23 protein-coding genes are annotated in these 25,251 nt (G+C 64.1%); 11 read left to right on the forward strand and 12 right to left on the reverse strand.

The genetic code is table 11. The features are described from left to right. Positions 1 to 4: 4 nt before the first annotated feature. The 6 genes from XH90_RS25375 to XH90_RS25400 form a co-directional block, all read right to left on the reverse strand. A complete protein-coding gene (locus XH90_RS25375; RefSeq protein WP_194477043.1) occupies positions 5 to 907 on the reverse strand; it encodes an SMP-30/gluconolactonase/LRE family protein in 903 nt (300 codons plus the stop codon). Between the two features lie 238 nt (positions 908 to 1,145). Further along, a complete protein-coding gene (locus XH90_RS25380) occupies positions 1,146 to 3,851 on the reverse strand; it encodes a nitrate reductase (RefSeq protein WP_194477044.1) in 2,706 nt (901 codons plus the stop codon). Positions 3,852 to 3,866: 15 nt separating this feature from the next. Beyond that, a complete protein-coding gene (locus XH90_RS25385; RefSeq protein ID WP_194477045.1) occupies positions 3,867 to 5,084 on the reverse strand; it encodes an NAD(P)/FAD-dependent oxidoreductase in 1,218 nt (405 codons plus the stop codon). Positions 5,085 to 5,094: 10 nt separating this feature from the next. Further along, positions 5,095 to 5,523, reverse strand: coding sequence for a globin family protein (locus XH90_RS25390; RefSeq protein ID WP_194477046.1), 429 nt, complete (start codon positions 5,521 to 5,523; stop codon positions 5,095 to 5,097). A 122-nt stretch (positions 5,524 to 5,645) separates the two neighbouring features. Beyond that, positions 5,646 to 7,028 carry an MFS transporter gene (locus XH90_RS25395; protein ID WP_194477047.1) on the reverse strand — a complete coding sequence of 461 codons (1,383 nt, stop codon included), beginning with the start codon at positions 7,026 to 7,028 and terminating at the stop codon, positions 5,646 to 5,648. Between the two features lie 190 nt (positions 7,029 to 7,218). Beyond that, positions 7,219 to 7,431: a hypothetical protein gene (locus tag XH90_RS25400; RefSeq protein WP_194477048.1), complete on the reverse strand. Its 213-nt coding sequence runs from the start codon at positions 7,429 to 7,431 to the stop codon at positions 7,219 to 7,221. A gap of 283 nt (positions 7,432 to 7,714) precedes the next feature. Here XH90_RS25400 and XH90_RS25405 point away from each other — a divergent pair, with 283 nt between their 5' ends. After that, positions 7,715 to 8,554, forward strand: coding sequence for a formate/nitrite transporter family protein (locus XH90_RS25405; protein WP_194477049.1), 840 nt, complete (start codon positions 7,715 to 7,717; stop codon positions 8,552 to 8,554). Positions 8,555 to 8,623: 69 nt separating this feature from the next. Next, positions 8,624 to 10,357: a bifunctional protein-serine/threonine kinase/phosphatase gene (locus XH90_RS25410; protein ID WP_194477050.1), complete on the forward strand. Its 1,734-nt coding sequence runs from the start codon at positions 8,624 to 8,626 to the stop codon at positions 10,355 to 10,357. A gap of 16 nt (positions 10,358 to 10,373) precedes the next feature. On the opposite strand, the gene XH90_RS25415 is transcribed toward XH90_RS25410, so the two are convergent. Further along, positions 10,374 to 11,291, reverse strand: coding sequence for an intradiol ring-cleavage dioxygenase (locus XH90_RS25415; RefSeq protein WP_194477051.1), 918 nt, complete (start codon positions 11,289 to 11,291; stop codon positions 10,374 to 10,376). Positions 11,292 to 11,459: 168 nt separating this feature from the next. Here XH90_RS25415 and XH90_RS25420 point away from each other — a divergent pair, with 168 nt between their 5' ends. Then, positions 11,460 to 12,734, forward strand: coding sequence for a serine hydrolase (locus XH90_RS25420; protein WP_194477052.1), 1,275 nt, complete (start codon positions 11,460 to 11,462; stop codon positions 12,732 to 12,734). 153 nt (positions 12,735 to 12,887) lie between these two features. Here the strand turns inward: XH90_RS25420 and XH90_RS25425 are convergent, their stop codons facing one another. Then, positions 12,888 to 13,121, reverse strand: coding sequence for a hypothetical protein (locus XH90_RS25425; protein WP_194477053.1), 234 nt, complete (start codon positions 13,119 to 13,121; stop codon positions 12,888 to 12,890). Positions 13,122 to 13,259: 138 nt separating this feature from the next. Between XH90_RS25425 and XH90_RS25430 the strand changes: the two genes are divergently transcribed. From XH90_RS25430 to XH90_RS25440, 3 genes are all read left to right on the forward strand, one after another. Then, positions 13,260 to 13,598, forward strand: coding sequence for a DUF1236 domain-containing protein (locus tag XH90_RS25430; protein ID WP_194477054.1), 339 nt, complete (start codon positions 13,260 to 13,262; stop codon positions 13,596 to 13,598). A gap of 353 nt (positions 13,599 to 13,951) precedes the next feature. Beyond that, positions 13,952 to 15,409, forward strand: coding sequence for a sensor histidine kinase (locus XH90_RS25435; RefSeq protein ID WP_194482802.1), 1,458 nt, complete (start codon positions 13,952 to 13,954; stop codon positions 15,407 to 15,409). 16 nt (positions 15,410 to 15,425) lie between these two features. Beyond that, positions 15,426 to 16,562: a mandelate racemase/muconate lactonizing enzyme family protein gene (locus XH90_RS25440; protein WP_194477055.1), complete on the forward strand. Its 1,137-nt coding sequence runs from the start codon at positions 15,426 to 15,428 to the stop codon at positions 16,560 to 16,562. Here the strand turns inward: XH90_RS25440 and XH90_RS25445 are convergent. Both XH90_RS25445 and XH90_RS25450 read right to left on the reverse strand, forming a co-directional pair. Continuing rightward, positions 16,559 to 17,290, reverse strand: a complete 732-nt coding sequence (locus XH90_RS25445; RefSeq protein WP_194477056.1) for a cytochrome c biogenesis CcdA family protein — start codon at positions 17,288 to 17,290, stop codon at positions 16,559 to 16,561. The genes XH90_RS25440 and XH90_RS25445 overlap by 4 nt on opposite strands. A gap of 208 nt (positions 17,291 to 17,498) precedes the next feature. Then, positions 17,499 to 17,765 (reverse strand): hypothetical protein, encoded by a 267-nt coding sequence (locus XH90_RS25450; protein ID WP_194477057.1) that lies wholly within the window; start codon positions 17,763 to 17,765, stop codon positions 17,499 to 17,501. A 471-nt stretch (positions 17,766 to 18,236) separates the two neighbouring features. Here XH90_RS25450 and XH90_RS25455 point away from each other — a divergent pair, with 471 nt between their 5' ends. The 5 genes from XH90_RS25455 to XH90_RS25475 all read left to right on the forward strand — a co-directional run bounded on the left by XH90_RS25455 (position 18,237) and on the right by XH90_RS25475 (position 22,893). After that, entirely contained in the window at positions 18,237 to 19,286 is a 1,050-nt protein-coding gene (locus XH90_RS25455; protein WP_194477058.1) for a LysR family transcriptional regulator, read from the forward strand. Positions 19,287 to 19,315: 29 nt separating this feature from the next. After that, positions 19,316 to 19,687, forward strand: coding sequence for a helix-turn-helix domain-containing protein (locus XH90_RS25460; protein WP_020608151.1), 372 nt, complete (start codon positions 19,316 to 19,318; stop codon positions 19,685 to 19,687). Positions 19,688 to 20,091: 404 nt separating this feature from the next. Next, complete coding sequence (locus XH90_RS25465) at positions 20,092 to 21,438, forward strand: murein L,D-transpeptidase (RefSeq protein WP_194477059.1); 1,347 nt, start codon at positions 20,092 to 20,094, stop codon at positions 21,436 to 21,438. 121 nt (positions 21,439 to 21,559) lie between these two features. Continuing rightward, positions 21,560 to 22,375, forward strand: a complete 816-nt coding sequence (locus XH90_RS25470; RefSeq protein ID WP_194477060.1) for an enoyl-CoA hydratase — start codon at positions 21,560 to 21,562, stop codon at positions 22,373 to 22,375. A gap of 230 nt (positions 22,376 to 22,605) precedes the next feature. Beyond that, the gene (locus XH90_RS25475; RefSeq protein WP_194477061.1) at positions 22,606 to 22,893 is read left to right on the forward strand and encodes a hypothetical protein; all 288 of its coding nucleotides are present in this window, start codon (positions 22,606 to 22,608) and stop codon (positions 22,891 to 22,893) included. A 43-nt stretch (positions 22,894 to 22,936) separates the two neighbouring features. Here XH90_RS25475 and XH90_RS25480 read toward each other — a convergent pair whose 3' ends face one another. Together XH90_RS25480 and XH90_RS25485 are read right to left on the reverse strand one after the other, a co-directional pair. Beyond that, positions 22,937 to 24,016, reverse strand: a complete 1,080-nt coding sequence (locus XH90_RS25480) for an isocitrate/isopropylmalate dehydrogenase family protein (protein ID WP_194477062.1) — start codon at positions 24,014 to 24,016, stop codon at positions 22,937 to 22,939. Between the two features lie 133 nt (positions 24,017 to 24,149). Continuing rightward, positions 24,150 to 25,217 (reverse strand): alcohol dehydrogenase, encoded by a 1,068-nt coding sequence (locus tag XH90_RS25485; RefSeq protein ID WP_194477063.1) that lies wholly within the window; start codon positions 25,215 to 25,217, stop codon positions 24,150 to 24,152. Positions 25,218 to 25,251 lie beyond the last annotated feature (34 nt).

The following is a 25,251-nucleotide window of genomic DNA, read 5'->3' on the forward strand; positions in this document are numbered from 1 at the left end:
GCGCTCAAGAGTTCAATCCGCTGATGTCCGCGACCAGCACGCTGCCTGTCGCCGACTCCGTGATATAGAGCCGATCTTTCTTCGGGTCGCCGATGGCGACATTGGTGCAGTTCGGCCCGGCGCAAGACTTGATCCGCGCGATCAATTCGCCGTTCGGCGCGAACACGAAGACGTGGCCGAGCGAGGCGTGGCCGACGAACAGCCGGCCGCTTGCGTCCATGGTCATGCCATCAGGACCCGATGTACCGAACAGCGTGCAGAACCGGCCGACCTTCGAGACGCTGCCGTCCGTCATGAACGGCAGCCGCCACACTGCATTGTCGCGCGTCATGGCAACGAACAGCACTCGTTCGCCGGGATCGAGCACGAGCCCGTTCGGGCTGATGCCGGTGTCGATGAGGCAATCGAGCCGGCCGCTTGCGGTCAGGCGATAGACGCGGCCACTGGGATCGTGCAGGCCGGTCTGGCCCTGGTCGGTGAAGAAGATGTCGCCGTTGGAAGCGAGATGCAGATCGTTGCAGCCGCGGAACGATTCCGAATTACGCGACGTCAGGATCGGCTTGATGCGCCCCGCCTTGGCGTCGAGTTCCATGATCCCGTGCATGTAGTCGGCCACGAAGATGCGACCGTCGGCCGCGATCTTCAGCCCGTTCGGCCATCCCTCATATTCGATCACGAGCGACCACGCGCCATCAGGCGCGATACGGAAGATGCGGCCGAAGGGAATGTCGACGATGTAGAGATTGCCGTCCTTGTCGAAGGATGGACCTTCGATGAAGCTATCTGTCGACACACCAGGTCGGTTGGCGTCGGCCCAATCCGTCCGCACGCCCTTGCGGCGAAACGTGTCGGGCATGACTGAGAAGATTTTGGTTTCGAACAGGCGCGGCGGCGTTTCCAGGTACATGATTGTTTTCAAAGGCGCTGAGGGGAGGCCGCGGCACCATAAGGCACAATCGCGGGCGCGTCGATTGGCGCGGGGGATAGCCCAGCCTCACAGTTTTCCCCGCGAAAGCGGGGATTCCAGTACGCCGCGGCTTCTCGGCGAGTCACTGATGTTTCGGCGTACTGGATCGCCCGGTCCAGTGATCTGTCCGGGCTAGGCATCAAGCCGGGCGATGACGGCGGAGGTTGAGGCGCCGACCCTACCCCGCCGCTCCGGCCAGCTTCGCCTCTTTCACCGCCACCGCCTCCGTCGTCGCGATCAGGCGCTTCAACTCGGGGATGCAGGAACCGCAATTGGTGCCGGCCTTGAGTTTTGCGCCGATCTCGGCGGCGGTGCGCGCACCGGCTGCGATGCTGTCGCAGATGGTGCCGCGGCCGACGCCGAAGCAGGCGCAGACGATCGGGCCGGTCGAGGCGGCGCCCTCGCTGGACTTGCCCGACAGCAGCATGCGGCGCTGATCCTCGGTGACGCGATCGGCTGCGAACACGCTCTTCACCACCTCCCAGTCGCCGGCATCGTGCGCGGGGCCGACGAACAGGCACGTCTCGATGCGATCTCCAGCGAACGAGGCCGCGCGATAAACGCCGCCGCCGAAATCGCGATACTCGGCGACGTCCTCGCCGGCGAGGCCGTCGAGCCAGGCCGGCCAGCGCGACAGATCCGCATTGTCGGCGAAGAGATAGCCGAACCCGCCGGAGACAGTGACGCGGGTCCACAACAGGTTAGGCGGCAGATCGAGCTGCTTTCGCGACAACGCGAAACCGCGGAAGACGAATTCATAAGGCACGATCGCCGCAGGCGTCGCCTTCGATTCCGGCTGCCCCGAGAACGGATCGGTGAAGGACTGCACCAGCGCGCCAACGCGGCCGTGCGAGGCGTTCATCGCACTCCAGTGGATCGGCACGAACAGCGTGCCGCGCTGCTGGCCCTCACTGACGACGACCTTCAGAATGCACTGGCCGAAATCGGTGGTGATGCGGGCATAGCCGTCATGGACGATGCCGTATTTGCCGGCATCATCAGGGTGAATCTCGACGAACGGCTCGGGCAGATGCGCACCGAGCCGCTTGCTCAGGCCCGTGCGCGTCATGGTGTGCCACTGGTCGCGGATACGCCCGGTGTTGAGCCGCAGGGGCCGCGACGGACCGGTCTCGCTGAGCAGCGCCGGCACCTCCGGCGCGACGAAGCGACCCTTGCCGTCATTGGTGAAGAAGCCACCGCTCGCGAAGAAGCGCTCGCCCGGCGCCCGGCCTTCGCGTGCGGGCCATTGCACCGGCGTCAAGGCATCGAACGCCTCGTCGGACAACGAGGTGAGCGCGCCGATATCGAAATCGCGGCTACCGTTGTTCTCGAACGCCGAAAGCGCGGCATGCTCGCGAAATATCTCGGCGGGCGATTTGTAATTGAAGCTGTCGCCGAAGCCGAGACGTTTTGCGGTTTCGCTCAGAATCCACCAGTCCGGCCGCGCCTCGCCGGGCGCCGGCAGGAACGATCGCTGGCGCGAGATGCGACGTTCAGAATTGGTCACCGTGCCCGACTTCTCGCCCCAGGCCAGCGCCGGCAGCAGAACATGCGGCCCGGCTTCGACCGTGTCGTTGGAGAATACGTTCTCGGACACGACGAACAGCTCGAGCTTCTTCAGCGCCTCGCGCACGAAATCCGCGTCAGGCAGCGACACCGCGGGGTTGGTGCCCATCACCCACAGCGCCTTGACCTCACCGCGGTTGATCGCTTCGAACAGCTGCACCGCCTTCAGCCCTTCGTGGGTGGCGATATGCGGCGCCTTCCAGAAGCGCCTGACCCGGTCGATGTCCGGCGGCGTGAAGCTCATGTGCGCCGCGAGCATGTTGGCGAGGCCGCCGACCTCGCGGCCGCCCATCGCGTTGGGCTGCCCGGTGAGCGAGAACGGGGAAGCGCCCGGCTTGCCGATGCGCCCGGTGGCGAGATGGCAGTTCAGGATCGCATTGACCTTGTCGGTGCCCTGCGCCGACTGGTTGACGCCCTGCGAGTAGAGCGTCACGACGCGCTCGGTGTCGCGGAACATCCTGAAGAAGGTCGCGACGTCCTGCTCGGAGAGGCCCGTCGCCAGCGCCGTCGCCGTGACGCTGCCGGCGATGCTGCGCGCACGCGCCAGCGCATCGTCGAATCCGCCGGTGTTCTGCGCGATGTAATCGCGATCGAGCGTACCGTGGTCGGCGAGATGGACGAACAGTCCGGAGAACAGCGCGGTGTCGGTGCCGGGCTTCAGGCCGAGGAATAGATCGACGTCGCTCGCGGTATCGGTGCGGCGCGGATCGATCACGATCATGCGCGCACCGCGCTCCCCGCGGTTCTTCAGCATGCGCTGGAACAGCACGGGATGGCACCAGGCCGCGTTCGAGCCCACGAAGACGAGCAGATCGGCCTGGTCGAGATCCTCATAGCAGCCGGGCACCGTATCGCTGCCGAAGGCACGGCGATGGCCGGCGACCGAGGAAGACATGCAGAGCCGGGAATTGGTGTCGACGTTGGCGGTGCCGACAAAGCCCTTCATCAGCTTGTTGGCGACGTAATAATCCTCGGTCAGAAGCTGGCCCGAGAGATAGAACGCGACCGCGTCGGCGCCGTCGCGCGCCACGATGTGCTGCATGCGGTGGGCCACGTGATCCAGCGCATCGCTCCAGGCGACGCGCTCGAGCACACCCTTGCAGCGGATCATCGGATAGAGCAACCGGCCCTCGAGCCCGACAGTCTCGCCGAGCGCAGAGCCCTTCGAGCACAGCCGGCCGAAATTGGCGGGATGGTCCGGGTCGCCCGCGATCGCGGCGCCACCCGCGCCGTCAGGCGTTGCGAGCACGCCACAGCCGACGCCGCAATAAGGACAAGTCGTCTTGGTGGTTCGGAGAGTCGTATCGATCGCCGTCATCTCAGGCAGCCTCCGTCACGCCGCTTTGGAGGGAATCGCGAGCGCACGGCCAAACATCATGTCGGCGCGGATCCCGGCGATCTTCTCGCGGGTGCGGATCAGCTCGAGATACCAGAGCGCATCCGCGGTCTCGCCGATCAGCACCGCGCCGGCGAGGCATCCGCCTGAAATCACGAGCTTCTTGTAGGTGCCGCGCCGGCGATCGGTCAGGACCAGGCTCTCGCTGCCCTCCCCGCCCATGAAGTCGCCGGCGGAGAACACGCTGACGCCGGACACTTTCAGGTTGGTCGAGACCACGCTGCCCCGATAGGCGGCGGGACGGCCGCCGAGATGCCGCGCCAGCACGCGCGCCTGCTCATAGGCCGGCTCGACCAGGCCGTAACAGGTGCCGCGATGCTCGGCGCATTCACCGAGCGCGTAGATGTCGGGCGATGCGGTCTGCATCACGTCGTCGACGACGATGCCGCGATTGACCGCGATGCCGGCTTCGCTGGCCAGCGCAACGTTGGGCCTGATGCCGGCGGCGAAGATCACCGCATCCGCCTCGATGCGGCTGCCGTCGGCAAGCCCGACGGCTTCGACATTTCGCTCGCCATGGATGCGCGCGGTCGAGGCATTGAGCAGGATGCGGATGCCCTTGCGCTCCACCAGCGTCTTGAGCAGATCGGCGGCCGGCCCATCGAGCTGGCGCTCCATCAGCCGGTCCATCAGATGCAGCAGCGTCACCGGCGCGCCGGCTTTCGCCAGGCCATAGGCCGCCTCGAGCCCGAGCAGGCCGCCGCCGACCACGACGACGCGCTTCTTCGCCGCCGCCAGCGTCAACAGCAAATCGACATCACGCGTATCGCGAAAAGTATGCACGCCGGCGAGATCCGCGCCTGACACGTTGAGGCGCAGCGGCGTCGATCCGGTTGCGAGCACGAGCTTGGAATACTCCATGCTCTCTTCGCCTGCGATCTTGAGCTCGCGGCGACCCGTGTCGATCTCGGTGACGCGATAGCCGTAGCGCACGGTGACGCCGCGATGGCGCCACCAGTCGGCGGGCCTGAGCTCGATCTCGTGCGAGCCGGTCTCGCCGGCCAGCACGGATGAGAGCAACACTCTGTTGTAAGCGAGCCGCGGCTCCTCGCCGATCACAGCGACCGCGTAGCGGCCGAGCGCGGTCTTGGCGAGCTCGTCGACGAGACGAGCTGCGGCCATACCGTTACCGACGATGACGAGCGGCTCACTCACAAGGCATCTCCTATTCGGCGGCCTGCGCTCTCGCGCCGTAGGCCTCGGAAATCATGTAGCCGGACAGCACGCCGTAGGCATCCGTCCAGGCGGTGGCGAGCTCGGGCGTCCAGGCATCGCCGAGGCCCTTTTCCAGGGTCCACAGCAAGGTCGCGCCGACCACGGGATAGTGCTCGGCCTTGGCGCCGTAACCGACGTGGCGCTTGGCGAGCGCGGACGCCGCGGGGAGAATCGCCTCGAGATTCGACAAGCCGCCGACGACAGCGGCGAGCATGCCCATCAGCTTCTTGCGCTGTTCGGTCATGTCCTCGGGAAACATTGCGCGCACGGAGGGAGCGACCTCGAACAAGCGGTCGTAGAACAGCTGCGAAGCTGCTTCTGAAATCGGTGCGACCTTGGAAAAGCTCTGCTGCACGAGGGCGATCTGCTGTGGCGTCATGATGGTTTCCTGTCTGTTTCGGTCTGCCTTTGTCCGCGCCGTTGCGGAAAAAGTTCATGGGTCAAACGTCATCAGAGAGTCTTCTCCCCGCGTACGGGGAGAAGCGTTTTTCATGCCTAGCGTCACACTCTTGCTTCGGCGAGGCTTGGCGCGCCTTCAGCCTGCGCGCTGCGACGCAGGTAGAACCACCAGGTCAAAGCGAGGCAGCAGGCGTAGAATGCGAGGAAGATGGCAAGCGCGAGCTGCGGACCTCCGGTTGCCGCGATCGACTTGCCGAAGCTGCTCGGGATCAGATAGCCGCCGACAGCACCGACCGCGCCGATGAAGCCGACCGCCGCACCGCTCTCGATGCTCGCGGTCTTCAGCGCCAGCGCGCGCGCCGCATCGCCCTTGCCGCGCACCTTGAACAGGTTTTCCTCTCGGAAGATCGAGGGGATCATGCGGTAGGTCGAACCGTTGCCGATGCCCGTCGTCAGGAATAGGACCAGGAACATCGACAGGAAGCCGGTGAAGTCCTTCTGCCCGACGAAGTACAAAACGCCGATCGTGGCCGCCGCCATCGCGATGAAATTCCAGAAGGTGATGATGGAGCCGCCGACCTTGTCGGCGAGCCAGCCGCCGAACGGACGTGACAGCGAGCCGACCAGCGGACCCAGGAATGCGATCGAGATCGTGACCGTGGGAAACTGGGTCTTGATCAGCAGCGGAAACGCGGCGGAGTATCCGATGAAGGAGCCGAACGTTCCGATGTAGATGAAAGCCATGATCCAGGTGTGCTTGCGCTTGACGATGGCAAGCTGGTTCTTGATCGACGACTTGGCCGAAGTCAGATTGTTCATGAAGAACACCGCGCCGAACACCGCGATCGCGATCGGCAGCACCCACATCAGGCCGGCGTTCTGGAGATAGACGCCGCCGACTGGCGTTGCCTGGAACAGGTTGATGACGGCGAGAGTCATCAGGATCGGCGTCAGGAGCTGCACGCTGGAGACGCCGATGTTGCCGCCGGCGGCGTTCAGGCCAAGCGCCCATCCCTTCATCCTGTCGGGGAAGAAGAAGGAGATGTTGGTCATGCTGGACGCGAAATTGCCGCCACCGAGGCCCGCGGTCGACGCGACCATCAGCATCAGCCAGAACGGCGTTTCGGGCTGGCCGACGAAGTACGCAAGCGCGAGCGTCGGGATGAACAGCACGGCTGCGCTGAAGATGGTCCAGTTGCGGCCGCCGAAGGTGGTCACTGCGAAAGTGTAGGGGAAGCGCATCAAGGCGCCGATCAGTCCCGGCACCGCCACGAGCTGGAACAGCTCGTCGGTCGAGTAGTGGAAGCCCGCCTGCGGCAGCTTGGTCGCGACGATGCTCCAGATCAGCCAGACGGAGAAGCCGATGTGTTCGGCGACGATCGACCAGATCAGGTTACGCCGGGCGACGGCTTTGCCGCCCGCATTCCAGAACGCCTCATCTTCGGGGCGCCAGTCAGAAATCCACGTCGGATTGCCTTCCTTCATTGGAAAAAGTCCCTTTCGCTAGGAAGCGGGACACCGACGGACGCGGAGGCGCAAAGATGCACGCTCGGGGAGGCCCCCGTTTTCGGCGGTGTCACGATTTGAATGATTGCTCGTTGACGGCGTCGATGGCGTCGAAACCCCTAATTCAAGCTCCGTGCCAAATTGGCAGATGATAGAAATGTCACTTCTTTCAATCGGTTACCTGAATTGATGAAAAAATAATCATGCCTACAATTGCATCAAAAACTTGCGACCCGCTCATTTCTTGAATGCGGATTCGCCCGTTGATTGTGCGTCGCACAAGCCTTGGGCATGAGCCCGTTTTTACGCCAGCGATCGCCTCAGGGGCCGATGCGACCTGCCCAAACAGGGGCGATCCTGCTTCCAGCGCGGTCAGGTCCACGCTCGAAACGCATCCGCTCCGGGCCGGATCGTCTGGCACATCGATTGCTTCAGTTTGTCCTAGTCAACGATGACTGACAGTGAGCCGGAGCGTTCAGCCCTGGAAGCCACTGGGAAGCCTGTTCGCTGGTCCGCCAAGGCGCGGTCATCGTGACGCTCTCCCTTTGTGCATGGGCCTTCTACGGTACGCACACCGTCTACGGGAGGCGAAAGCTCACTGGTCTGACAGAACGTCGATCCGGCACTCGCCGGCTCGATCGATCACATGAGCAAGGGAGCTGTTGATGTCGTATCTCGCGCCTTCGGAATTCGTCACCAAGATGGTGGACGCGGGCGAATCCAAGATATTCATGTCCACCCGGGATACGGTGATCCGCGCCTATATGGCCGGCGCGATCCTGGCACTCGCGGCCTGGTTCGCCGTCACGATCAACGTCAACACCGGCCAGCCGATCATCGGGGCGCTGCTGTTTCCGGTCGGGTTCTCCATGCTCTATCTGCTTGGGTTCGACCTTCTGACCGGCGTCTTCGTACTCGCGCCGCTCGCGCTGATCGACAAACGACCGGGCGTGACGCTTGGCGGCGTACTGCGCAACTGGGGTCTCGTCTTCATCGGCAATTTCGGCGGCGCGCTCACCGTGGCCTTCATGATGGCTTTCGTGACGACCTTCGGTTTCACCCAGGATCCCGACAAGGTCGGCACGGCCATCGGCAATATCGGCGAGGGCCGAACGCTCGGCTACGCGGCGCATGGCGCCGCCGGCATGGCGACATTGTTCATTCGCGGCATGCTGTGCAACTGGATGGTCTCGACCGGCGTCGTCGGCGCGATGATCTCCACCACGGTTCCGGGCAAGGTGATCGCGATGTGGATGCCGATCCTTGTGTTCTTCTACATGGTGTTCGAGCATTCGGTCGTGAACATGTTCCTGTTCCCGTCCGGCCTGATGCTCCACGCCAAGTTCTCGATCCTGGACTATTTCATCTGGAACGAGATCCCGACCGTGCTGGGTAATCTGGTGGGCGGCCTCGCCTTCACGGGCCTGACGCTCTACACGACGCACGTGCTGACCAAGCCGAAGCGCCAGCCGGCCGCCAATTCGTCGACCCGCGCTGCGGCTTGATCGATTTGGTTCGAGCAACAAGGGAGCTTTGCCTGATAGGGTGAGGCTCCCTTTGTGTTGGTGGCGAGGATGGGCCGGGGCTTGCAAATCTCGATCGGACAGCACTCCGACAAGGGGCGCAAGCCGGTCAACCAGGACTTTCACGGCGCCCTGATCCCGGCAGAGCCGCTGTTGAGCCTGAAGGGGATCGCCGTCGTCCTGGCCGACGGCATCTCCAGCAGCGCGGTCAGCCAGGAGGCAAGCGAGTCGGCGGTCAAGAGCTTCCTGACCGACTATTACTGCACCTCCGAATCCTGGACGGTGAAGAATTCGGCGCGGCGCGTGCTGGAAGCGACCAACTCGTGGCTGCACGCGGAAACGCGGCGGAGCCAGTACGCTTACGATCGCGACAAGGGTTACGTCTGTACCTTCACCGCAATGGTCGTGAAATCGACCACGGCCCACGTCTTCCACGTCGGCGACTGCCGGATCTATCGCGTCGCCGGCAAGGCCCTCGAACAGCTCACCGACGATCACCGCATCATGGTCTCGTCCGAGCAGACCTATCTCGGCCGCGCGCTCGGAATCAACCCGCAGATCGAAATCGACTACCAGGCGCTTCAGGTCGAAAAAGGGGACATCTTCCTGCTGGCGACCGACGGTGCCTACGAGTTCGTCGATCATCGCTTCGTCGCGAGCACGCTGGATGCCTGTGCCGGCGACCTGGACCGCGCAGCGAAGAGCATCGTCGAGGAGGCCTATCGGCGCGGCAGCGACGACAACATCACCGTTCAGATTCTGCGCATCGACGAGGTGCCGCAAGCTGGCTCATCCGACATTTTCGGTGGCACCGCCGAGTTGCCGCTGCCGCCGCTCCCTGAACCTCGGGCTTTGTTCGATGGCTATCGCATCGTGCGCGAAGTGCATGCCAGCAGCCGCAGCCATATCTATCTGGCGGTCGACACCGAGACCGACGAGACGATCGCCCTGAAAATTCCCTCGATCGATCTCCGCGACGATCCCGCCTATTTGAAACGCTTCCTGATGGAGGAGTGGATTGCGCGGCGGATCGACAGCCCGCACGTCCTCAAGCCGCGCTCGCGATCCAGGCGACGCAACTACCTCTACGTTGCGACCGAATTCATCGAGGGGCAGACGCTGCGACAATGGATGCTGGACAATCCGCGCCCCGACATCGAAACCGTCCGTGGCATCGTCGACCAGATCGCGACGGGCCTGCGCGCCTTCCACCGCATGGAAATGCTGCATCAGGACCTGAGACCCGACAACGTCCTGATCGACAAGACCGGCACCGCAAAAATCATCGATTTCGGGGCGGTGAAGGTGGCCGGCGTCGTCGAGGCGGCACCGACTTCGACCGACTCCGACATTCTGGGTACGGTGCAATACACCGCCCCGGAATACTTCCTCGGCGAAGGCGGCTCGCCACGCTCGGACATGTTCTCGCTGGCGACCATCTGCTACCAGATGCTGACCGGAAACTTGCCTTATGGCGCCCAGGTCGCCCGTATCAGGGGACGATCGGATGCATGGAAGCTCCGATATCGTCCAGCCAGCCACGATGACCGCGCGGTTCCCGTCTGGATCGATGGCGCGCTCCGAAAAGCGCTGCATCCCGACCCTAACAAGCGTCACGAGGACCTGTTCGAATTCACCTACGAGCTCCGCAACCCCAATCCCGCCTATCTCAACACGCGAACCACGCCGCTGATCGAGCGCAATCCGCTGCTGTTCTGGAAGCTGACCACAGTAGCGCTGGCTTGCGCCGTTGTAGCCCTGCTCGCCCTGCTCCACGCGCGCTAGACAAGACCCGCCACGTTCAGGCCGGCTCCGCCGCCTTCGTCCCCAGCGGCTTCGGCGCGACGCCGCCGCCGGGCTTGAGGTGGAATTCGTAGGTCATCAGGTGCCATTGCCCGCTCGCCTTGGTGCCGTCGGGCATCGTCGCATCGTTGCGCGGCTCGACCTTGGCGATCAGGTCGTCCTTGACCCCGAACACAACGTCGGAATCGAGATATTTGTCGCCGTCCATGAAGACGTGAGTGATCAGCGGCTCATAGCCCTTCGCGTTGACCAGGAAGTGCACATGCGCCGGGCGCATCGGGTGGCGCCTGGTCTGCACGATCATCTCGCCGACCGGCCCGTCGGTCGGGATCGGGTAGCTGCACGGCAGGATCGTGCGGAAGAAGAAGCGGCCGTCGCCGTCGGTGATGAAGCGCGCCCGTGCCGAGGCGCCGACCTCGTCGTAATTCGCCTTCTGGGAATCGTAGAAGCCGTCATCGTCGGCGTGCCAGACGTCGACAGGGACGCCCGCGAGCGGCTTGCCCTTGAGATCGGTGACGCGGCTCTGCACGAACATCCGCTCGCCGGTGAGATTGTTCGGCGAGATGTCGGTGCCGTGGGCGGTGACCTTGTGCTCGCCGACGTAGAACGGGCCGAGCACGGTGGTCTGGGTCGCGCCGTCGCGGTCACGATGGTTGACCGCGTCGACCAGCATGGAGACGCCGAGCACGTCGGAGAGCAGGATGAACTCCTGGCGGGTGTCGGTGCATTTCTGGCCGGTGCGGGTGAGGAAATCGATGGCGTATTCCCACTCCTCGAAGGTGAGACCGGTCTTGCTCACGTAATCGTGCAGGGACTTCACCAATTCCTGGAGCAGGAATTTCGCGCGCGGATCCGGCGTGTTGTCGAAGCTTCTGACGACGGCCTCGGTGAGTTCGATCTCGTTGAACTGGGTCATGGTGCGTTTGCCCTTGCGTTTTTCTCGTTGGCCCCGTTGAGGGGGCTCCTTGGAGGCTTTCCAGGCCGGAGCCTACACCATCCGGCGATCTCGCGTTAAGTGCGACCCGCTTGGAATGAGGCCGCCATTTCGGCTATCAACGAGTGACAAAATCGCCCGGAGGAACTGATGCTCGCCCCTACCCCCGCCTCGCCCGAATCCGTGGGCATGTCCAAGGCCGCGCTCGACCGCGTCGATGCCCACCTGAAGGCCAGATACATCGATGCCGGCCGTTTCCCGGGCACGCATCTGCTGGTCTATCGCCGCGGCAAGATCGCCCACAGCTCGGTGCAGGGCCTTGCCGATGTCGAGCGCAAGGTGCCGGTCAAGGACGACACCATCTACCGCATCTATTCCATGACCAAGCCGCTCACCAGCGTCGCCTTCATGATGCTGGTCGAGGAAGGCCGGGTCGCGATCGACGAGCCCGTCGCGAAATACATTCCCGAATGGAAGAATCTCGGCGTCTTCGTCGCCGGCACCTGGCCCAACTTCCTGACCCGGCCGCCGTCCCGGCCGATGCTGATCGTCGACCTGCTGCGCCACACGTCGGGGCTGACCTACGGCTTCCAGCAGCGCTCCAATGTCGATGCCGCCTATCGCGCGGAGAAGATCGGCGAGGTCGAGAAGTCGGGCACGCTCGAAGGCATGATCGAGAGCCTTGCCAAGATCCCGCTGGAATTCTCGCCGGGCGATTCCTGGAACTACTCTGTCGCGACCGACGTGCTCGGCTATCTCGTCGGCAAGATCTCGGGCGTGCCGTTCGAGCAGTTTCTGAAACAACGCATCCTCGATCCGCTCGGCATGACCGACACCGATTTCCACGTCCCGGCCTCGAAGGCGCACCGCTTTGCCGCCTGCTACAACGCCGATCCCGGCGGCGGATTCACCATGCATGCCGGCCAGCGCCGCGAGGGGCTGACGCTCCAGGACGACCCGGCCAAGAGCTCGTTCCTGGCCCCACCCTCCCTCGTCTCCGGCGGCGGCGGGCTCTGCTCGACCATGGCCGACTATCTCACCTTCTGCCGCGCGCTGCTCAACGGCGGCGAGCTCGGTGGTATCCGCCTGATCGGACCGAAGACGCTGGCGCTGATGGCGACCAACCACATTCCGGGCGGACAGGCGCTGCCGGAAGTGTCGCGCTCGCTATTCTCGGAGGCGACCTACAACGGCATCGGCTTCGGTCTCGGATTTGCAGTGACGATGCGCCCCGCGGAGACGCTGATCGCCGGCAGCCCCGGTGAATACAATTGGGGCGGCGCGGCCACGACCTCGTTCTGGATCGATCCCGCCGAGGAACTGATCACGATCTTCATGACCCAGGTGCTGCCGTCGAGCGCCTATCCGATCCGGCGCGAGCTGCGCAGCATGGTCTACGCCGCGATCACCGAGAGCAATCTCTGACGCTCCTGACATTTGTCGCAACGGGCTCCGCGAGCGAGCGCGAAGCCCGTTGCCGTTCGTTCAATGGAAATGGCCAATCAGATAAATGCCGCCACCCACAACCAGCACGGCCGGCACAGCCCACAAGATCAAGACTGGCATCTGTCGTCCTCCTCAGTTTGACGTGCAGACCTTGACGGTCTTCATGCCGCTCTCGGCCTCGGTGCGCGATTTGTAGATCGTGCCCGACGGGCTGACGACGGTCATGCTCGTGTCCGTCGGTTTCTTGTCGACCACGGTGCACTTCCTGGTCTTGACGTCCTGCACGACGTAGAACTCGTCGGCCGCGAACGCCGGCAGGGAAAACGCAGCAATCATCACTGCCGCGGTTGCGATCCTCAGCTTCATACTCTCCTCCTCCAATTGCCGGGGCGTTCCACGCCCGGTCGTTCTGCAAACGGGAAAAAGTAGTATTTTGTTCCTATCGGTCGGGAACGTCGCCAGCGGCGGGATGTTGGTGCGGCGCTTGTCATCGAGGAGGACAATATGAAGAAGCTATTCCTGCTTTCCGCCGCAGCGCTGCTGATCTCGACCGGAGCATTCGCGCAATCGACCGTGGTGACCACAACCGGAACCGGTCACGCCGCTGCGATTCAGATCGAGCCGCAATACCGGACGCGGATCAAATCCTACGTCACCGAACATCATCTGCGGCCGGTGAAGGAAAAGATCATCGTCGGCGCGACGGTTCCGGCCGGCGTCGAGCTCGAGGCGGTCCCGGCCGATTGGGGTCCGTCGCTCACGCGATATCGCTACGTCTATTCCGGCGAACGCGTGATGCTGGTCGATCCAGGCACGCGGACGGTCGTGCAGGAAATCGACTAGGACGTAACGGACGGGCGGTCGCCTCGAACGGCGGCCGCCCCCTCGGAGTTGATCACATGACACCGCATCGAGAAGCCCGCATCGCCGGGCTCAGCTTGGCGGCCGTTTACGCCGTGTGCCTGTTGCTCACCGCAATCAGCATGAGCTGAAGCGTCGGCATCGGCGTCCGCGACTGCGCTGCAAAAATCCCGTTCGGCCTGCTCGCCCGACACGAAAATCGTGGCGCCGCGCAGGTCCTGCCCGTATGGTTACCGCCAAAATCATAATCCGGCGCAAATGCGCTGGAATCGGGACGCCCGCGTTTGTCAAAGCTCACCCTGCCGGTCCGGCTCGCTCTCCTGGTCACGGGAACGATGTTGCCGTTGATCGTCTTCGCGGTCGGCCTTGCTTATTCCAACTATCGCCAGGACCGCAGCGACGCGACGCGACGTGTGCTCGAGACGGTGCGGAGCATGCGTCTCGTGCTCGATTCGGAAGTGCAGCGGATGACGGGCGGTCTCCAGGTGCTCGCGCTCAGCGAGTCGCTGCGCCGGGGCGACTTCGAGAGTTTCCGGCGCTCGGCCGCCGGGTTCATCAGCCAATATGGCCAGGACAGCGTCCTGCTGCTGGCCGACAAGTCCGGGCACCAGCTGTTCTCGACGGTCACGACCGAAACGGCGAGCCTGCCACTGCGCAACAATCACGAGATCATCGAACGCGTCTTCGCGACGAAGACGCCGCAATTCTCCGATCTGTTCACCGGGTCGACCAAGAAGCGCCCGATCGTCACGGTCGAAGTCCCGGTGCTGCGCGACGGCGAGGTCGTCTACACGCTCTCCTTCAGCCCGCCGATCGACATTTTCCAGCATCTGGTCGAGCGACAGCGCCCCGACGACCAGTGGACCGTATCGCTGCTGGACAGCAAGGGAATCGTGTTCGCGCGTGCCCCAAACCCGAGCGAGACGTTCGGCAAGCAAGCTTCGCCCTCGCTGTTTGAAGCGATGTTTCGCTCACCCGAGGCGACGCTGTCGAGCGTCTCACTCGACGGTGTGGCCCTCGCCTCGGCCTATACGCGCTCGCGGCTGACGGGCTGGACCGTCGCCGCCGGCGTCACCGAAAGCTCGCTGATCGCACCGCTCTGGCGCAACATCGCGATCACCAGCCTGATCGGCGGCGTGCTGCTGCTGGTCGGCCTTACCTTCGCAGTCAGGATGGCAACCACGATCGCGCGCGGCGAGATGCTGCACAATCTCCTGATCGAGGAACTCAACCACCGCGTCAAGAACACGCTGGCCTTGATGCAGGCGATCGCAGTGCAGACCTTTCGCAGCGCCAGCCGCGACGAACGGAGCAAGTTCGAGGGGCGCCTCGGCGCGCTGGCCGAGGCGCACAATCTGCTCAGTCAGGAAAAATGGGCAGGCTCGGAGCTGCGGGACGTGATCGCACGCGTCCTCCAGCCGTTCCTGCTTGCAAATCCGGATCGTATCCGCATGGCCGGCCCCGCGGTGCCGCTGTCGCCGCGGCTTGCCGTCGTGCTGTCGATGATCGTGCATGAGATCGCGACCAACGCGGCGAAATATGGCGCGCTGTCGAACGAGACCGGCCGTGTGACGCTGGACTGGGAGGTCATCGCCGACGCGCCGAAGCCGCGGCTGCGGCTGATCTGGACCGAGGCCGGCGGCCCGCCGGTGACGGCACCGGTGCAGCGCGGCTTCGGTTCGCGGCTGATCGAGCGCAGCGCGCGCGACCAGCTCGGCGGCGAGGCAACGGTGGACTTCCTGCCGCGCGGGGTGGTCTGCACGGTCATTTGCGCACTGGATGACAAACGGTGAACCGGGAGCGACGGCCATGAAGATCACGCGGGTTCGCACCCACATCCTGGAAGCAAAGCTCTCGCAGCCCTTCGCCTATTCACGCGCCTGGTACGACACACGCACCGCGATGCTGGTCGAGATCGAGACCGACGTAGGCCTGACCGGGTGGGGCGAATGCTACGGGCCGGCGCGGATGACGGCTGCGGTGGTCAACAACATCGTGCCGTGGCTGGTCGGCGAGGATCCGCTGCGCACCGACGTGCTGTGGCACACGATCTACGCGCGCTTGCGCGATCACGGCCAGAAAGGCGTCGTGATCCAGGGCCTGAGCGGCATCGACATCGCGCTGTGGGACATCAAGGGCAAGCATTTCGACGTGCCGGCGCATCAGTTGCTCGGCGGCGCCGCCCGCACGGAGGTGCCGGCCTATGCCACCGGGCTCTACCGGCGCAAATCCGGCGATCCGCTGAAATACCTACCGGAGGAAGCGGCCTCTTACGCCGCCGAAGGGTTTCGCGCCGTGAAGCTGAAGGTCGGCTTCGGCATCGCGGAAGACGCCGCCGTCACGCGCGCGGTGCGCGAGGCGATCGGTCCCGACGTCGCACTGATGGTCGACGCCAACCACGCTTATGACGCGGTCGCCGCGATCCGGCTCGGACGACTGATCGAGGTCCACGACATCGGATGGTTCGAGGAGCCGGTGCCGCCGGAAGACGTCGCCGGCTATCGCGCGGTGAAAGGCGCGCTGACGATTCCGATCGCCGGCGGCGAGTGCGAGTTCACGCGCTTCGGCTTCCGCGATCTGTTTGCCTCGCACGCGCTCGACATCGCCCAGCCCGACACCTGCGCGGCCGGCGGCCTCACCGAATGCAAGAAGATCGCGGACATGAGCGAAGCCTTCGGCATCCGCTACAATCCGCATGTCTGGGGCACCGGGATCGCGATCGCGGCCTCGCTCCAGCTTCTCGCCGTGCTGCCCTCGCACACGCCGCATTCGCTGGCGCCGCTCGAGCCACTGCTCGAATTCGACCGCACCGAACATCCGATCCGGCAGGCGATCCTGAAACAGCCGATCGAGCACGTGAACGGAATCGTTCGCGTGCCCGATGGTCCCGGGCTCGGCATCGAGATCGACAGAGAGGCGCTGGCGCGGTTTGCGGTCGGCGGTTAGCCGATCGTCTGCAGCGCCGGGAACGTCTCCAGTAGCCAGATGCTGACATTGGAGACCGCGCCGGTGAGGAAGCCGATGCCGGTGATCACCATCAGCACACCCATGGCGCGCTCGACGTTGACGAGGTGGCCCTTCATGCGCGCGAACAGCTTCGTGAACTGCTCGATCATCAGCGCCGCGATCAGGAAAGGAATGCCGAGACCGGCGGAATAGACCGCAAGGAGCCCCGCCCCCTTCGTCACCGTCGCTTCAGCCGCGGCGATCGACAGGATCGCGGCGAGGATCGGGCCGATGCACGGGGTCCAGCCGAACGCGAAGGCGAGCCCCATGATGTAGGCGCCCCAGAGCCCGACGGGCTTCGGGATGGGAAGCCGCCCCTCGCGCATCAACAGGCCGATGCGCGTCAGCCCGAGGAAGTGCAGACCCATGATGATGATGACGATGCCGGCCAGGATCGACAGCTCGGCCGACCAGGCGCGGATCAGCCCGCCGATCAGCGAGGCGCTGGCGCCGAGTGCCACGAACACCGTGGAGAAGCCGAGCACGAACAGCACTGCCGACATCATGATCGCGCGCTTGGAGGCCGTGTCAGGCTCATCGCTCTCGACATGCTCGATCGTGGCGCCGGTGAGATAGATCAGGTAGGGCGGAACCAGAGGTAGCACGCATGGCGAAAGGAAGCTGACGAGACCGGCAATCAGCGCCGCCGTAATCGAAACATTTTGCATGATGCAGTCGAAGCCATCCCAGGCCCTCGGGCTGCACGCGGGGAGTGCGCGCGGGACCGGGGCCGAACCGGCTCTGGTGTAGCCGATGCCGGGGAATGCGCAACAGAGGCGCGATCAAACCAGGGCTCCTCCCGATGCCGTCTGCGATCACAGATGCGGCATCGGGACGCGCACAAATCTCGCCAAAAAGCGAGATCAGGCGGCGCGGCTACTTCACCACGCGGAGCAGCGGACGCCGGGGCTGGTCCTGCGTCTGCTTGGAGGGGGGCAGCGGTTCGCTGGCAGCGCTCCGCAGCATTTCGTCGCACAGCGCCTTGAGGTCGGCACCGTCAATTCCTTTGAGCTTCATCCTGACGTCGAGGATGACGATCGAGAGCAACTCGGCCGATTCGCGGCTGTTGCTCTCGTTGAGAACCTTGCGGCACTCCTCAAGCGTCTCGAGCACCGACTGCAATTGTTCGTCTGTATGCGACACCGGCGTTCTTTCCGTTATTTCGGGCTGCGAGGCGTGCTTGAAACGATGCTCCCGGCCCCAAGAGAAAGCCAAGAATAGCACGAGGAATCCGAGCCCTCGAAGACGATTTGAATATGCTTCTGCCTCGAAATTCCGGTTCCAGACGACGTCGCACCGCTGCGCAAGTCCGAACCGTCACAGGTGAAACGCTTGAACCAGCGCGATCGATCCATCGCACGCGTGCGCGCAACAAATCGCACGCCACTTTCCGGTCCACTTAGACTCGGCAATCCCGCAGCCATTTCAAGGCTCGTAACGGAACGCACGTCGACCCCTCTTCCGGGCTCAAATTAGCCCGATTCCCAGCTCCGGACACACTCCAATACCATCTCGGGCGCGGTAAGTATGGCGTTCAAAACTCACCGCTCCCCAACCCGTCGTGGTTGTGGTTTGCGCTAGATTCTGCCAGTTTAGCGACCCGAAGGGACTTGTATGCACTCCTTGGCGGAAAGGGGCGTTCCACTGGAGGAACGCCTAAAGACAAACATCAGCGGCCTCTCCGATTGGGACGCGGCCCGCATTTTTTTGGAAGTCGTTCGATGCGGCAGTTTCCGCTCGGCGGCCGAACGCCTGTCGTTGTCGATCAACGCCGTCCGCCGCCGCATCGACGATTTCGAGCGCCAAACCGGCACCACCCTGTTCACGCGCGACGTCCACGGCACCCATCTCACCGATGAAGGCGCGCTGGTGGTGTCGGCCGTCGAGCGGATGGAGGCGGCGGCCTTCGACGTGCTGCGCACCAGCGATTCCACCGCCAATGCCCTCACCGGCGAGGTTCGCGTCGCCGTGACGGAGGGATTGGGGACGTTCTGGCTTGCGCCCCGGCTGGTCGAATTCCAGCAGGCCTATCCGAAAGTCCTGGTCGATTTGCATTGCGCGATGCGCTCGGCAGACGTCTCCCGCCACGAGGCGGACGTTGCCATCCATCTGTCGCGTCCCTCGGCGCTTGACGTCAAGCTGGTGCGGCTCGGCCGCATGCACCTGATGTTCTGGGCCTCCAGGAGTTACATCGAGAAATATGGCGCGCCGCGCTCGGCAATGGAATTGATCAAGCACCGCCTGGTGCTGCAATTCGCCGATCAGATCGCCGCCAAGGAAACCTTCGAGAGCTTCTTCCCGGGCGTTCCGGAACGTGACCTCCTGGTCATGAAGACCAACGTCTCGAGCGCCAACTATTGGGCGGTCGCGAACGGCGCCGGCATCGGCGTCTTCCCGAGCTACGCCATTGCGCTTGGCGGGAAGTTGATTCCACTCGAGGTCGAGTTGAACCGACCGCTGGATATCTGGTTGTCCTACCATCCCGGTAGCGGCCGGATTCCCCGCGTGCGGCACATGATTGACTGGCTGATCGAGGCTTTCAATCCAGCTCGCTTCCCGTGGTTTAAGGAAGAATTCGTGCACCCGCATGAATTCAAGGACTCGTATATGGGCGAACCCCTGACCCAGCTCTTCGGGGGATTTTCAACCGAAGAACAAAGGTGAAAACAAAGATGAAAGCAGCGGCGAAGAGAATGAAGCAGCGCAGCGCTGGCAAGCCGGACATCGAGCTTGGCAAGCGGATCCGTCTGCGGCGCGTCGAGATGAAGATCTCGCAGGCTGAGCTCGGCGAAAAGCTCGGCGTGAGCTTCCAGCAGGTCCAGAAATACGAGAAGGGCGTCAACCGCGTCGGCGCGGCTCGGCTTCAGCAGATCGCCTCCGCCCTCGACGTGCCCGTGACCTTCTTCTACGACGGCGACAACAAGGCCCGCGAAGTCGAAAGCCTCCTGTTCCTGGATTCGGCTTTCAGCCTCCGCCTGCTGCGCGCCTACAGCAAGATCAAGGATCAGACGGTGCAGCGTCAGCTCGTCTCGCTGATGGAATCGATCGCGGCGAACGAAAGCTGAGCCGGTCGACGGTCCGGGCTTCACGGCCGACGCTCAATCCGCCGCGTCGCGGGGGCGCGGCCGCATTGGCGAGAGCTGACGAATCCGGACGGACGAGATCAGATTGGCCTGCGCGCGATCACGCGCGCGGTCACGGCTTTTTGGGGCGGCCTGGCCGCCCCTTTTTCTTTGCGTTTCTGCTGGCATCTGGCGGCGATTGGTCATCGATGTCGCGAACCTGTTCCAACCTTGTTGCGACCTAACCCAGAGCCCGCCGGGGCGCGATGTACCGCGCTGAATGGGCCGCAACCCTGGTGCCCTGGCGGCCCGCCGATTTCAGCGAATCGGCCGGATGCATGGGCTGCCGAAAATTGCCGATGCGAGCCCCCGTTACGGGCCTCGCCCTCATGGGGAAGAACAGACAAATGTCGAAACGCCATGCCGTGATCATTGCCGTCGGCCTTCTCGCCAGCGCCTCCGCGCTCGCGCAGACCGAGACTACCGGTCAGGCCGGCCCCAAGCCCGCTGCCCCGTCCGGCACGGTGCCCACAGCCGCCAACCCGTCTCACACCGCCGCCCCCAAAACAGCTGGCGCGCCGGCATCCACCGCCGAGAGCCGCTCCGCAGCAGCACTCGCGCTGACGCATGAGCCGACCTTCGACGAGGGCACCGCCCAGCGGATCAAGGACGCAGCACTGAGCTATTCCGATCTCGCGGTACGCGGCGGCTGGCCGACCATCCCCGCTGACGCCAGGTTCGCGCTTGGCGTCCAGGGCGTCAATGACGACCTGTTGCGCAAGCGGCTGATCCTCTCCGGCGATCTCGCCGCCGACAAGGCGAGCGGCGCGTTCGACCAGAATCTCGCCGACGCCGTGAAGCGTTTTCAGGCGCGCCACGGTCTTGCGCCGACCGGCATCATGACGCCGCGCACACTCGCCGCGATGAACGTGCCGGTGCAGAAGCGCATCCGGCAGCTCGAAGCCTCGCTGGAGCGGCTCGAGAACATCAATTTCAGTTTCGGCCAGCGCTATGTCGTGGTCAACATCCCCGCGGCCTTCGCGGAAGCGGTCGAGAACGACCTTGTGGTGCGCCGCTATCGCGTCATCGTCGGCAAGACCGAAAAACCCTCGCCGACGCTGACCGCCCAGATCACCGGCGTCGTGCTCAATCCGACCTGGACGGTGCCGTCCTCGATCGCCAAGACCGAGATCTCCGCGCACATGCGCAAGGACCCGACTTACCTGGCGCGCATGCACATGGAGGTGCTCGACGCCCACGACAATCCGATCGATCCGCATTCGGTCGACTGGTCGGGCACGCACACGCCGAACTTCACCGTGCGCCAGCAGAACGGCACCTTCAACGCGCTCGGCGCGGTCAAGATCGACATGCCGAACTCCTATTCGGTCTACATGCACGACACCAACCAGCGAAATCTCTTCAGCGACGATTACCGCTTCGATTCCCACGGCTGCTCCCGCGTCGACAATGTGCGCGACCTCGCCGCCTGGCTGCTCAAGGACCAGCCGAAATGGAGCCGCGCCGCGATCGATGCGGAGATCGCCACCGGTCAGCACCAGGAGGTCGCCATGGCCAGGAAGGTGCCTGTGGCCTGGATCTATCTCACGGCCTGGATGACCAAGGACCAGACCATCCAGTTCCGCAACGACGTCTATAACCAGGACGAGCAGCTGTTGGAGGCGACGGCCGAAGAAGCGGCGTTCTTCGGCAATGCCGGCAACCATCCGCTGACCGCGCACATGGCGCAGTAGGATGGCGCGGTAGGCATGCAATCGCGGCACGGGCGGATGCAAAGCCGCATCACCTGTCGCGGTTGACCGCGGCCTTGCGCCGGCCGCACATTGCGTCTCGCCAACGACCAGCGAGCGCGCGATGCCTGATCTGTCCCAACAAACTCCCTACGCCGACGGAAAGATCCTCAGGCAAATCACCGACGGCGTTGGCGTGATCACCTTCAACAATCCCGACAAGCGCAACGCGATGTCGCTGGAGATGTGGGAGGGATTTGGCGAGGCGCTGACAGCCCTGCGCGACGACGAGACGGTGCGCGTAGTGATCATGCGCGGCGCCGGCGGCAAGGCGTTCGTGTCAGGCGCCGACATCAGCCAGTTCGAGAAGACCCGCCACAACGCAGCCGCGTCCGAGGAGTACAGCAAGCGCAGCGCCGCCCAGCGTGCGCTGCTCGCCGATTACCCCAAGCCGACCATCGCCTGCATCCAGGGCTTCTGTCTCGGCGGCGGCATGCAGGTCGCGATGCTCGCCGACATCAGGATCGCCGCGCATGACAGCCAATTCGGCATTCCCGCGGCCAAGCTCGGCATTGCCTATGGCTATGACGGCTTGAAGCATTTGGTGTCGCTGGTCGGGCCGTCCTGGGCGCGGCTTCTGATGTACACGGGCATGCGCATCGATTCCACGGAAGCGTTGCGCATCGGTCTCGTCGAGCGCGTGATCCCGGATGACCAGCTCTGGGGCGAGACCATGGCGATCGCCATTGCGATCTCGCAGAACGCGCCGCTCGCGATCAAGGCCGCCAAGATCACTATCGCAGAAGTGCTGAAAGACGAAAGCGCCCGCGACATGGGCGCGATCAAGGCGATCGGCACCGCCTGCATGGACAGCGCCGATTTCCGCGAGGGCCGGCAGGCCTTCATGGAGAAGCGCAAGCCGCAGTTCAGGGGGAATTGAGTCGCCGTCAGCGACTCCATTGCAAGCGCTCCTCCCTCGCCATCGCAAGCGGAGCGAAGCGATGACGATGCCGAGAGATCACGCGCGACCTCCAGACCCCAATTTGGAACTCCGTAGATCAGCCCACCTGAACCTTCATTCACGAAGATTAAATTCCTCGCCGGTTTGCGCCGCGATAGCAACCAATTGATCTGTCCCAGGTTCTCCCGGCACCAACGAGGGAGATTGCGATGAAACTCAAATTGGCTGTTCTTGGTCTGGCTGCCCTCGGCAGCGCGGCGCTGGCGTCGGGACAAGCGCTCGCAGCGATGCCCAACGGCATTCCGCAAGCCGACAAGGTCGCAAGCGGCCCGGCCGCGAATGTCGATCGGGTGCGGATGGTCTGCAACGCCTGGGGCCGCTGCTGGTGGCGCCCGAACTACTACGGCGCCTATGGCTATTATGGCGGCCCGCGACGCTTCTACGGTTACGGCCCGCGTCGGTGGGGCTGGGGCCATCGCCACTGGCACCGCTGGTAACTGTTGAAGGGGCCGCGCGGCCCCTTTTTCTTGGCCCGACGAGCTACAGCGCCGCGAGCACCGCCTTGGTGATATCGGCCGTGCCGTTGCTGCCGCCGAATTCGATCGGCTTGAGGCCGCCAGCGTAGACCTGATCGACCGCGCGCTCGATCCGCTCGCCGGCTTCCGCCGCGCTTTCGACGCCATGCTTGTCGGCGAGCCAGTCCAGCATCATCGCGGCAGACAGGATCATGCCGGTGGGATTGGCCTTGCCCTGCCCCATGATATCAGGCGCCGTGCCGTGGCACGGCTGGAACACGGCGTATTTGTCGCCGATGTCGGCCGATGGGGCCATGCCGAGGCCGCCGATCAGGCTCGCGGTGATGTCGGAGACGATGTCGCCGAACATGTTCTCCATCACCATCACGTCGAAATCCCAGGGGCGCTTGACCAGCATTGCCGAGCAGGCGTCGACATAAAGGCGATCGGTCTTCACGTCGGGATGCTTCCTGGCAATCTCGTCGAAGATGCCGCGGAAGAACGCAAAGGCCTTGAACACGTTGGCCTTGTCGACGCAGGCGAGCGCGCCGGGCTTGCCGCGCGCCATGCGCCGCTCGGCGAGGCGGAACGAGAACTCGAACAGCCGTTCGGATGTCTTGCGCGTGATCACCATTGTCTCGCGCGCGTCGTCATGTGTGACCACGCCCTTGCCCATCGAGGCGAACAGGCCCTCGGTGGATTCGCGGATCACGACGAGATCGATCCCGCGCTTGTCGGCACCGATGATCGGGCTCGGCACGCCCGGAATGAGGCGCGCCGGCCGCACGCCCGCATAGAGATCGAAGATGAAGCGCAGCTCGATCTGCGGCGCGATCTCGGTATTGTCGGGGTAGCGCACCGACGGCAGGCCGCAGGCGCCGAGCAGGATCGCGTCCGCCTCTTCGCAGAGCTTGATCGTGCTGTCAGGCATCGACTTGCCCGTCGCGAGATAATTGTTGGCACCAGCCGGTGCCTCGGTGAAGCGGAAGCTCAAGGCCGACTTCGTCTCGATCTTGCGCAGCACTTCGAGTGCGGGCGCCATGACTTCGGGACCGATGCCGTCACCGGCGAGCACGGCAATGTGGAAGGCGTTGTTTGCGGACATGAGGATTCCTGAGTGAAGAAAGGTGTAACCCCGTCGTTGCGAGGAGCGAAGCGAGGAAGCAATCCAGACTGTGTCCGCTGAGGGATTCCGGATTGCTTCGCTCCGCTCGCGATGACGGAGGAGGGAGTGGAAACTACGGCGTCAGCACCGTGCGCCCGACCACCGCGCCCTGCTGCAACTGCACCAGCGCGTCGTTGGCCTTGTGGAGCGGCGCCCTCGTCACCGGAATCGGGGGCACGTTCTTGGCGCGGACGAGGTCGAGCAGCTCCTGCGTCTCGCGCAAATTGCCGACGTAGCTGCCCTGGATCGTCACCGCCTTGATCGGGATCAGCGGCAAGGCCCAGGTCGCGCCGCCACCGAACAGGCCGACGATGACGAGCTTGCCGCCCTTGGTCAGACAGTCGAAGCCGAGTTGCGTCGTCGCAGCATTGCCGACGAGGTCGATCACGGCACGGATCGGACCGCCCGCTTTCTTCGCGAGCTGCTCCAGCGCATCCGGCGCCTTGGGATCGACGGTCGCGAGCGCTCCGGCCTTCTCGGCGGCTTCACGCTTCCTGGCGTCGATGTCGACCATGATCGCACCCTTGCCGCCCATCGCCTTCAAAAGCGACAGCGCCATCAGGCCGAGACCGCCGGCGCCGAACATCACGATCGGCGTATCAAAATACTGCTCCACCTTCTTCAGTGCACTGTAGGTGGTGACGCCCGAGCAGGCGTATGGCGCTGCCGAAGCCGGATCGAGGCCCTTCAGATTGAGCAGATAACGCGGATGCGGCACCAGCATGTGATCGGAATAGCCGCCGTCGCAATAGACGCCGAGCGAGCGCGGCGTCAGGCACATGTTCTCGTCACCGCCGAGGCACGTCGCGCATTTGCCGCAGCCGATCCAGGGATAGACCAGGCCGACGTCGCCGAGCTTGAGATCGGCCTGATCGGCCGGTTTCACGTCGGGTCCGAACGCCACCACCTCGCCGACGGTCTCGTGGCCCATGGTCAGCGGCAGATTGATGCCGCGATCCTTCAGCGACAGCGGCTTGCGGCCGTGGCCGAGATCATAACCGCCCTCCCAGATGTGGAGATCGCTGTGGCAGACGCCGGCGGCCTTCACCTTGATCAGCACCTGCGTGCCCGTGGGCTGCGGCGTCGCCTCGTCGAATTCCTGCAGCGGCGCCTTGAAATCGGCGACCTTGAAACTCTTCATCGGACTCCTCCCGGCATACTCTTCGACTTGCCAC

Origin of the sequence: Bradyrhizobium sp. CCBAU 53338 (genome assembly GCF_015291665.1) — a bacterium.
Taxonomy (GTDB): Bacteria; Pseudomonadota; Alphaproteobacteria; order Rhizobiales; family Xanthobacteraceae; genus Bradyrhizobium.

Excerpts from the sequence above, each read along its gene's own strand:
- XH90_RS25375 (WP_194477043.1), bottom strand. The coding sequence starts at position 907 with ATGTACCTGGAAACGCCGCCGCGCCTGTTCGAAACCAAAATCTTCTCA.
- XH90_RS25380 (WP_194477044.1), bottom strand. The coding sequence starts at position 3,851 with ATGACGGCGATCGATACGACTCTCCGAACCACCAAGACGACTTGTCCT.
- XH90_RS25390 (WP_194477046.1), bottom strand. The coding sequence starts at position 5,523 with ATGACGCCACAGCAGATCGCCCTCGTGCAGCAGAGCTTTTCCAAGGTC.
- XH90_RS25395 (WP_194477047.1), bottom strand. The coding sequence starts at position 7,028 with ATGAAGGAAGGCAATCCGACGTGGATTTCTGACTGGCGCCCCGAAGAT.
- XH90_RS25405 (WP_194477049.1), top strand. The coding sequence starts at position 7,715 with ATGTCGTATCTCGCGCCTTCGGAATTCGTCACCAAGATGGTGGACGCG.
- XH90_RS25410 (WP_194477050.1), top strand. The coding sequence starts at position 8,624 with ATGGGCCGGGGCTTGCAAATCTCGATCGGACAGCACTCCGACAAGGGG.
- XH90_RS25415 (WP_194477051.1), bottom strand. The coding sequence starts at position 11,291 with ATGACCCAGTTCAACGAGATCGAACTCACCGAGGCCGTCGTCAGAAGC.
- XH90_RS25420 (WP_194477052.1), top strand. The coding sequence starts at position 11,460 with ATGCTCGCCCCTACCCCCGCCTCGCCCGAATCCGTGGGCATGTCCAAG.
- XH90_RS25425 (WP_194477053.1), bottom strand. The coding sequence starts at position 13,121 with ATGAAGCTGAGGATCGCAACCGCGGCAGTGATGATTGCTGCGTTTTCC.
- XH90_RS25430 (WP_194477054.1), top strand. The coding sequence starts at position 13,260 with ATGAAGAAGCTATTCCTGCTTTCCGCCGCAGCGCTGCTGATCTCGACC.
- XH90_RS25435 (WP_194482802.1), top strand. The coding sequence starts at position 13,952 with ATGTTGCCGTTGATCGTCTTCGCGGTCGGCCTTGCTTATTCCAACTAT.
- XH90_RS25440 (WP_194477055.1), top strand. The coding sequence starts at position 15,426 with ATGAAGATCACGCGGGTTCGCACCCACATCCTGGAAGCAAAGCTCTCG.
- XH90_RS25445 (WP_194477056.1), bottom strand. The coding sequence starts at position 17,290 with ATGCAAAATGTTTCGATTACGGCGGCGCTGATTGCCGGTCTCGTCAGC.
- XH90_RS25455 (WP_194477058.1), top strand. The coding sequence starts at position 18,237 with ATGCACTCCTTGGCGGAAAGGGGCGTTCCACTGGAGGAACGCCTAAAG.
- XH90_RS25460 (WP_020608151.1), top strand. The coding sequence starts at position 19,316 with ATGAAGCAGCGCAGCGCTGGCAAGCCGGACATCGAGCTTGGCAAGCGG.
- XH90_RS25465 (WP_194477059.1), top strand. The coding sequence starts at position 20,092 with ATGTCGAAACGCCATGCCGTGATCATTGCCGTCGGCCTTCTCGCCAGC.
- XH90_RS25470 (WP_194477060.1), top strand. The coding sequence starts at position 21,560 with ATGCCTGATCTGTCCCAACAAACTCCCTACGCCGACGGAAAGATCCTC.
- XH90_RS25475 (WP_194477061.1), top strand. The coding sequence starts at position 22,606 with ATGAAACTCAAATTGGCTGTTCTTGGTCTGGCTGCCCTCGGCAGCGCG.
- XH90_RS25480 (WP_194477062.1), bottom strand. The coding sequence starts at position 24,016 with ATGTCCGCAAACAACGCCTTCCACATTGCCGTGCTCGCCGGTGACGGC.
- XH90_RS25485 (WP_194477063.1), bottom strand. The coding sequence starts at position 25,217 with ATGAAGAGTTTCAAGGTCGCCGATTTCAAGGCGCCGCTGCAGGAATTC.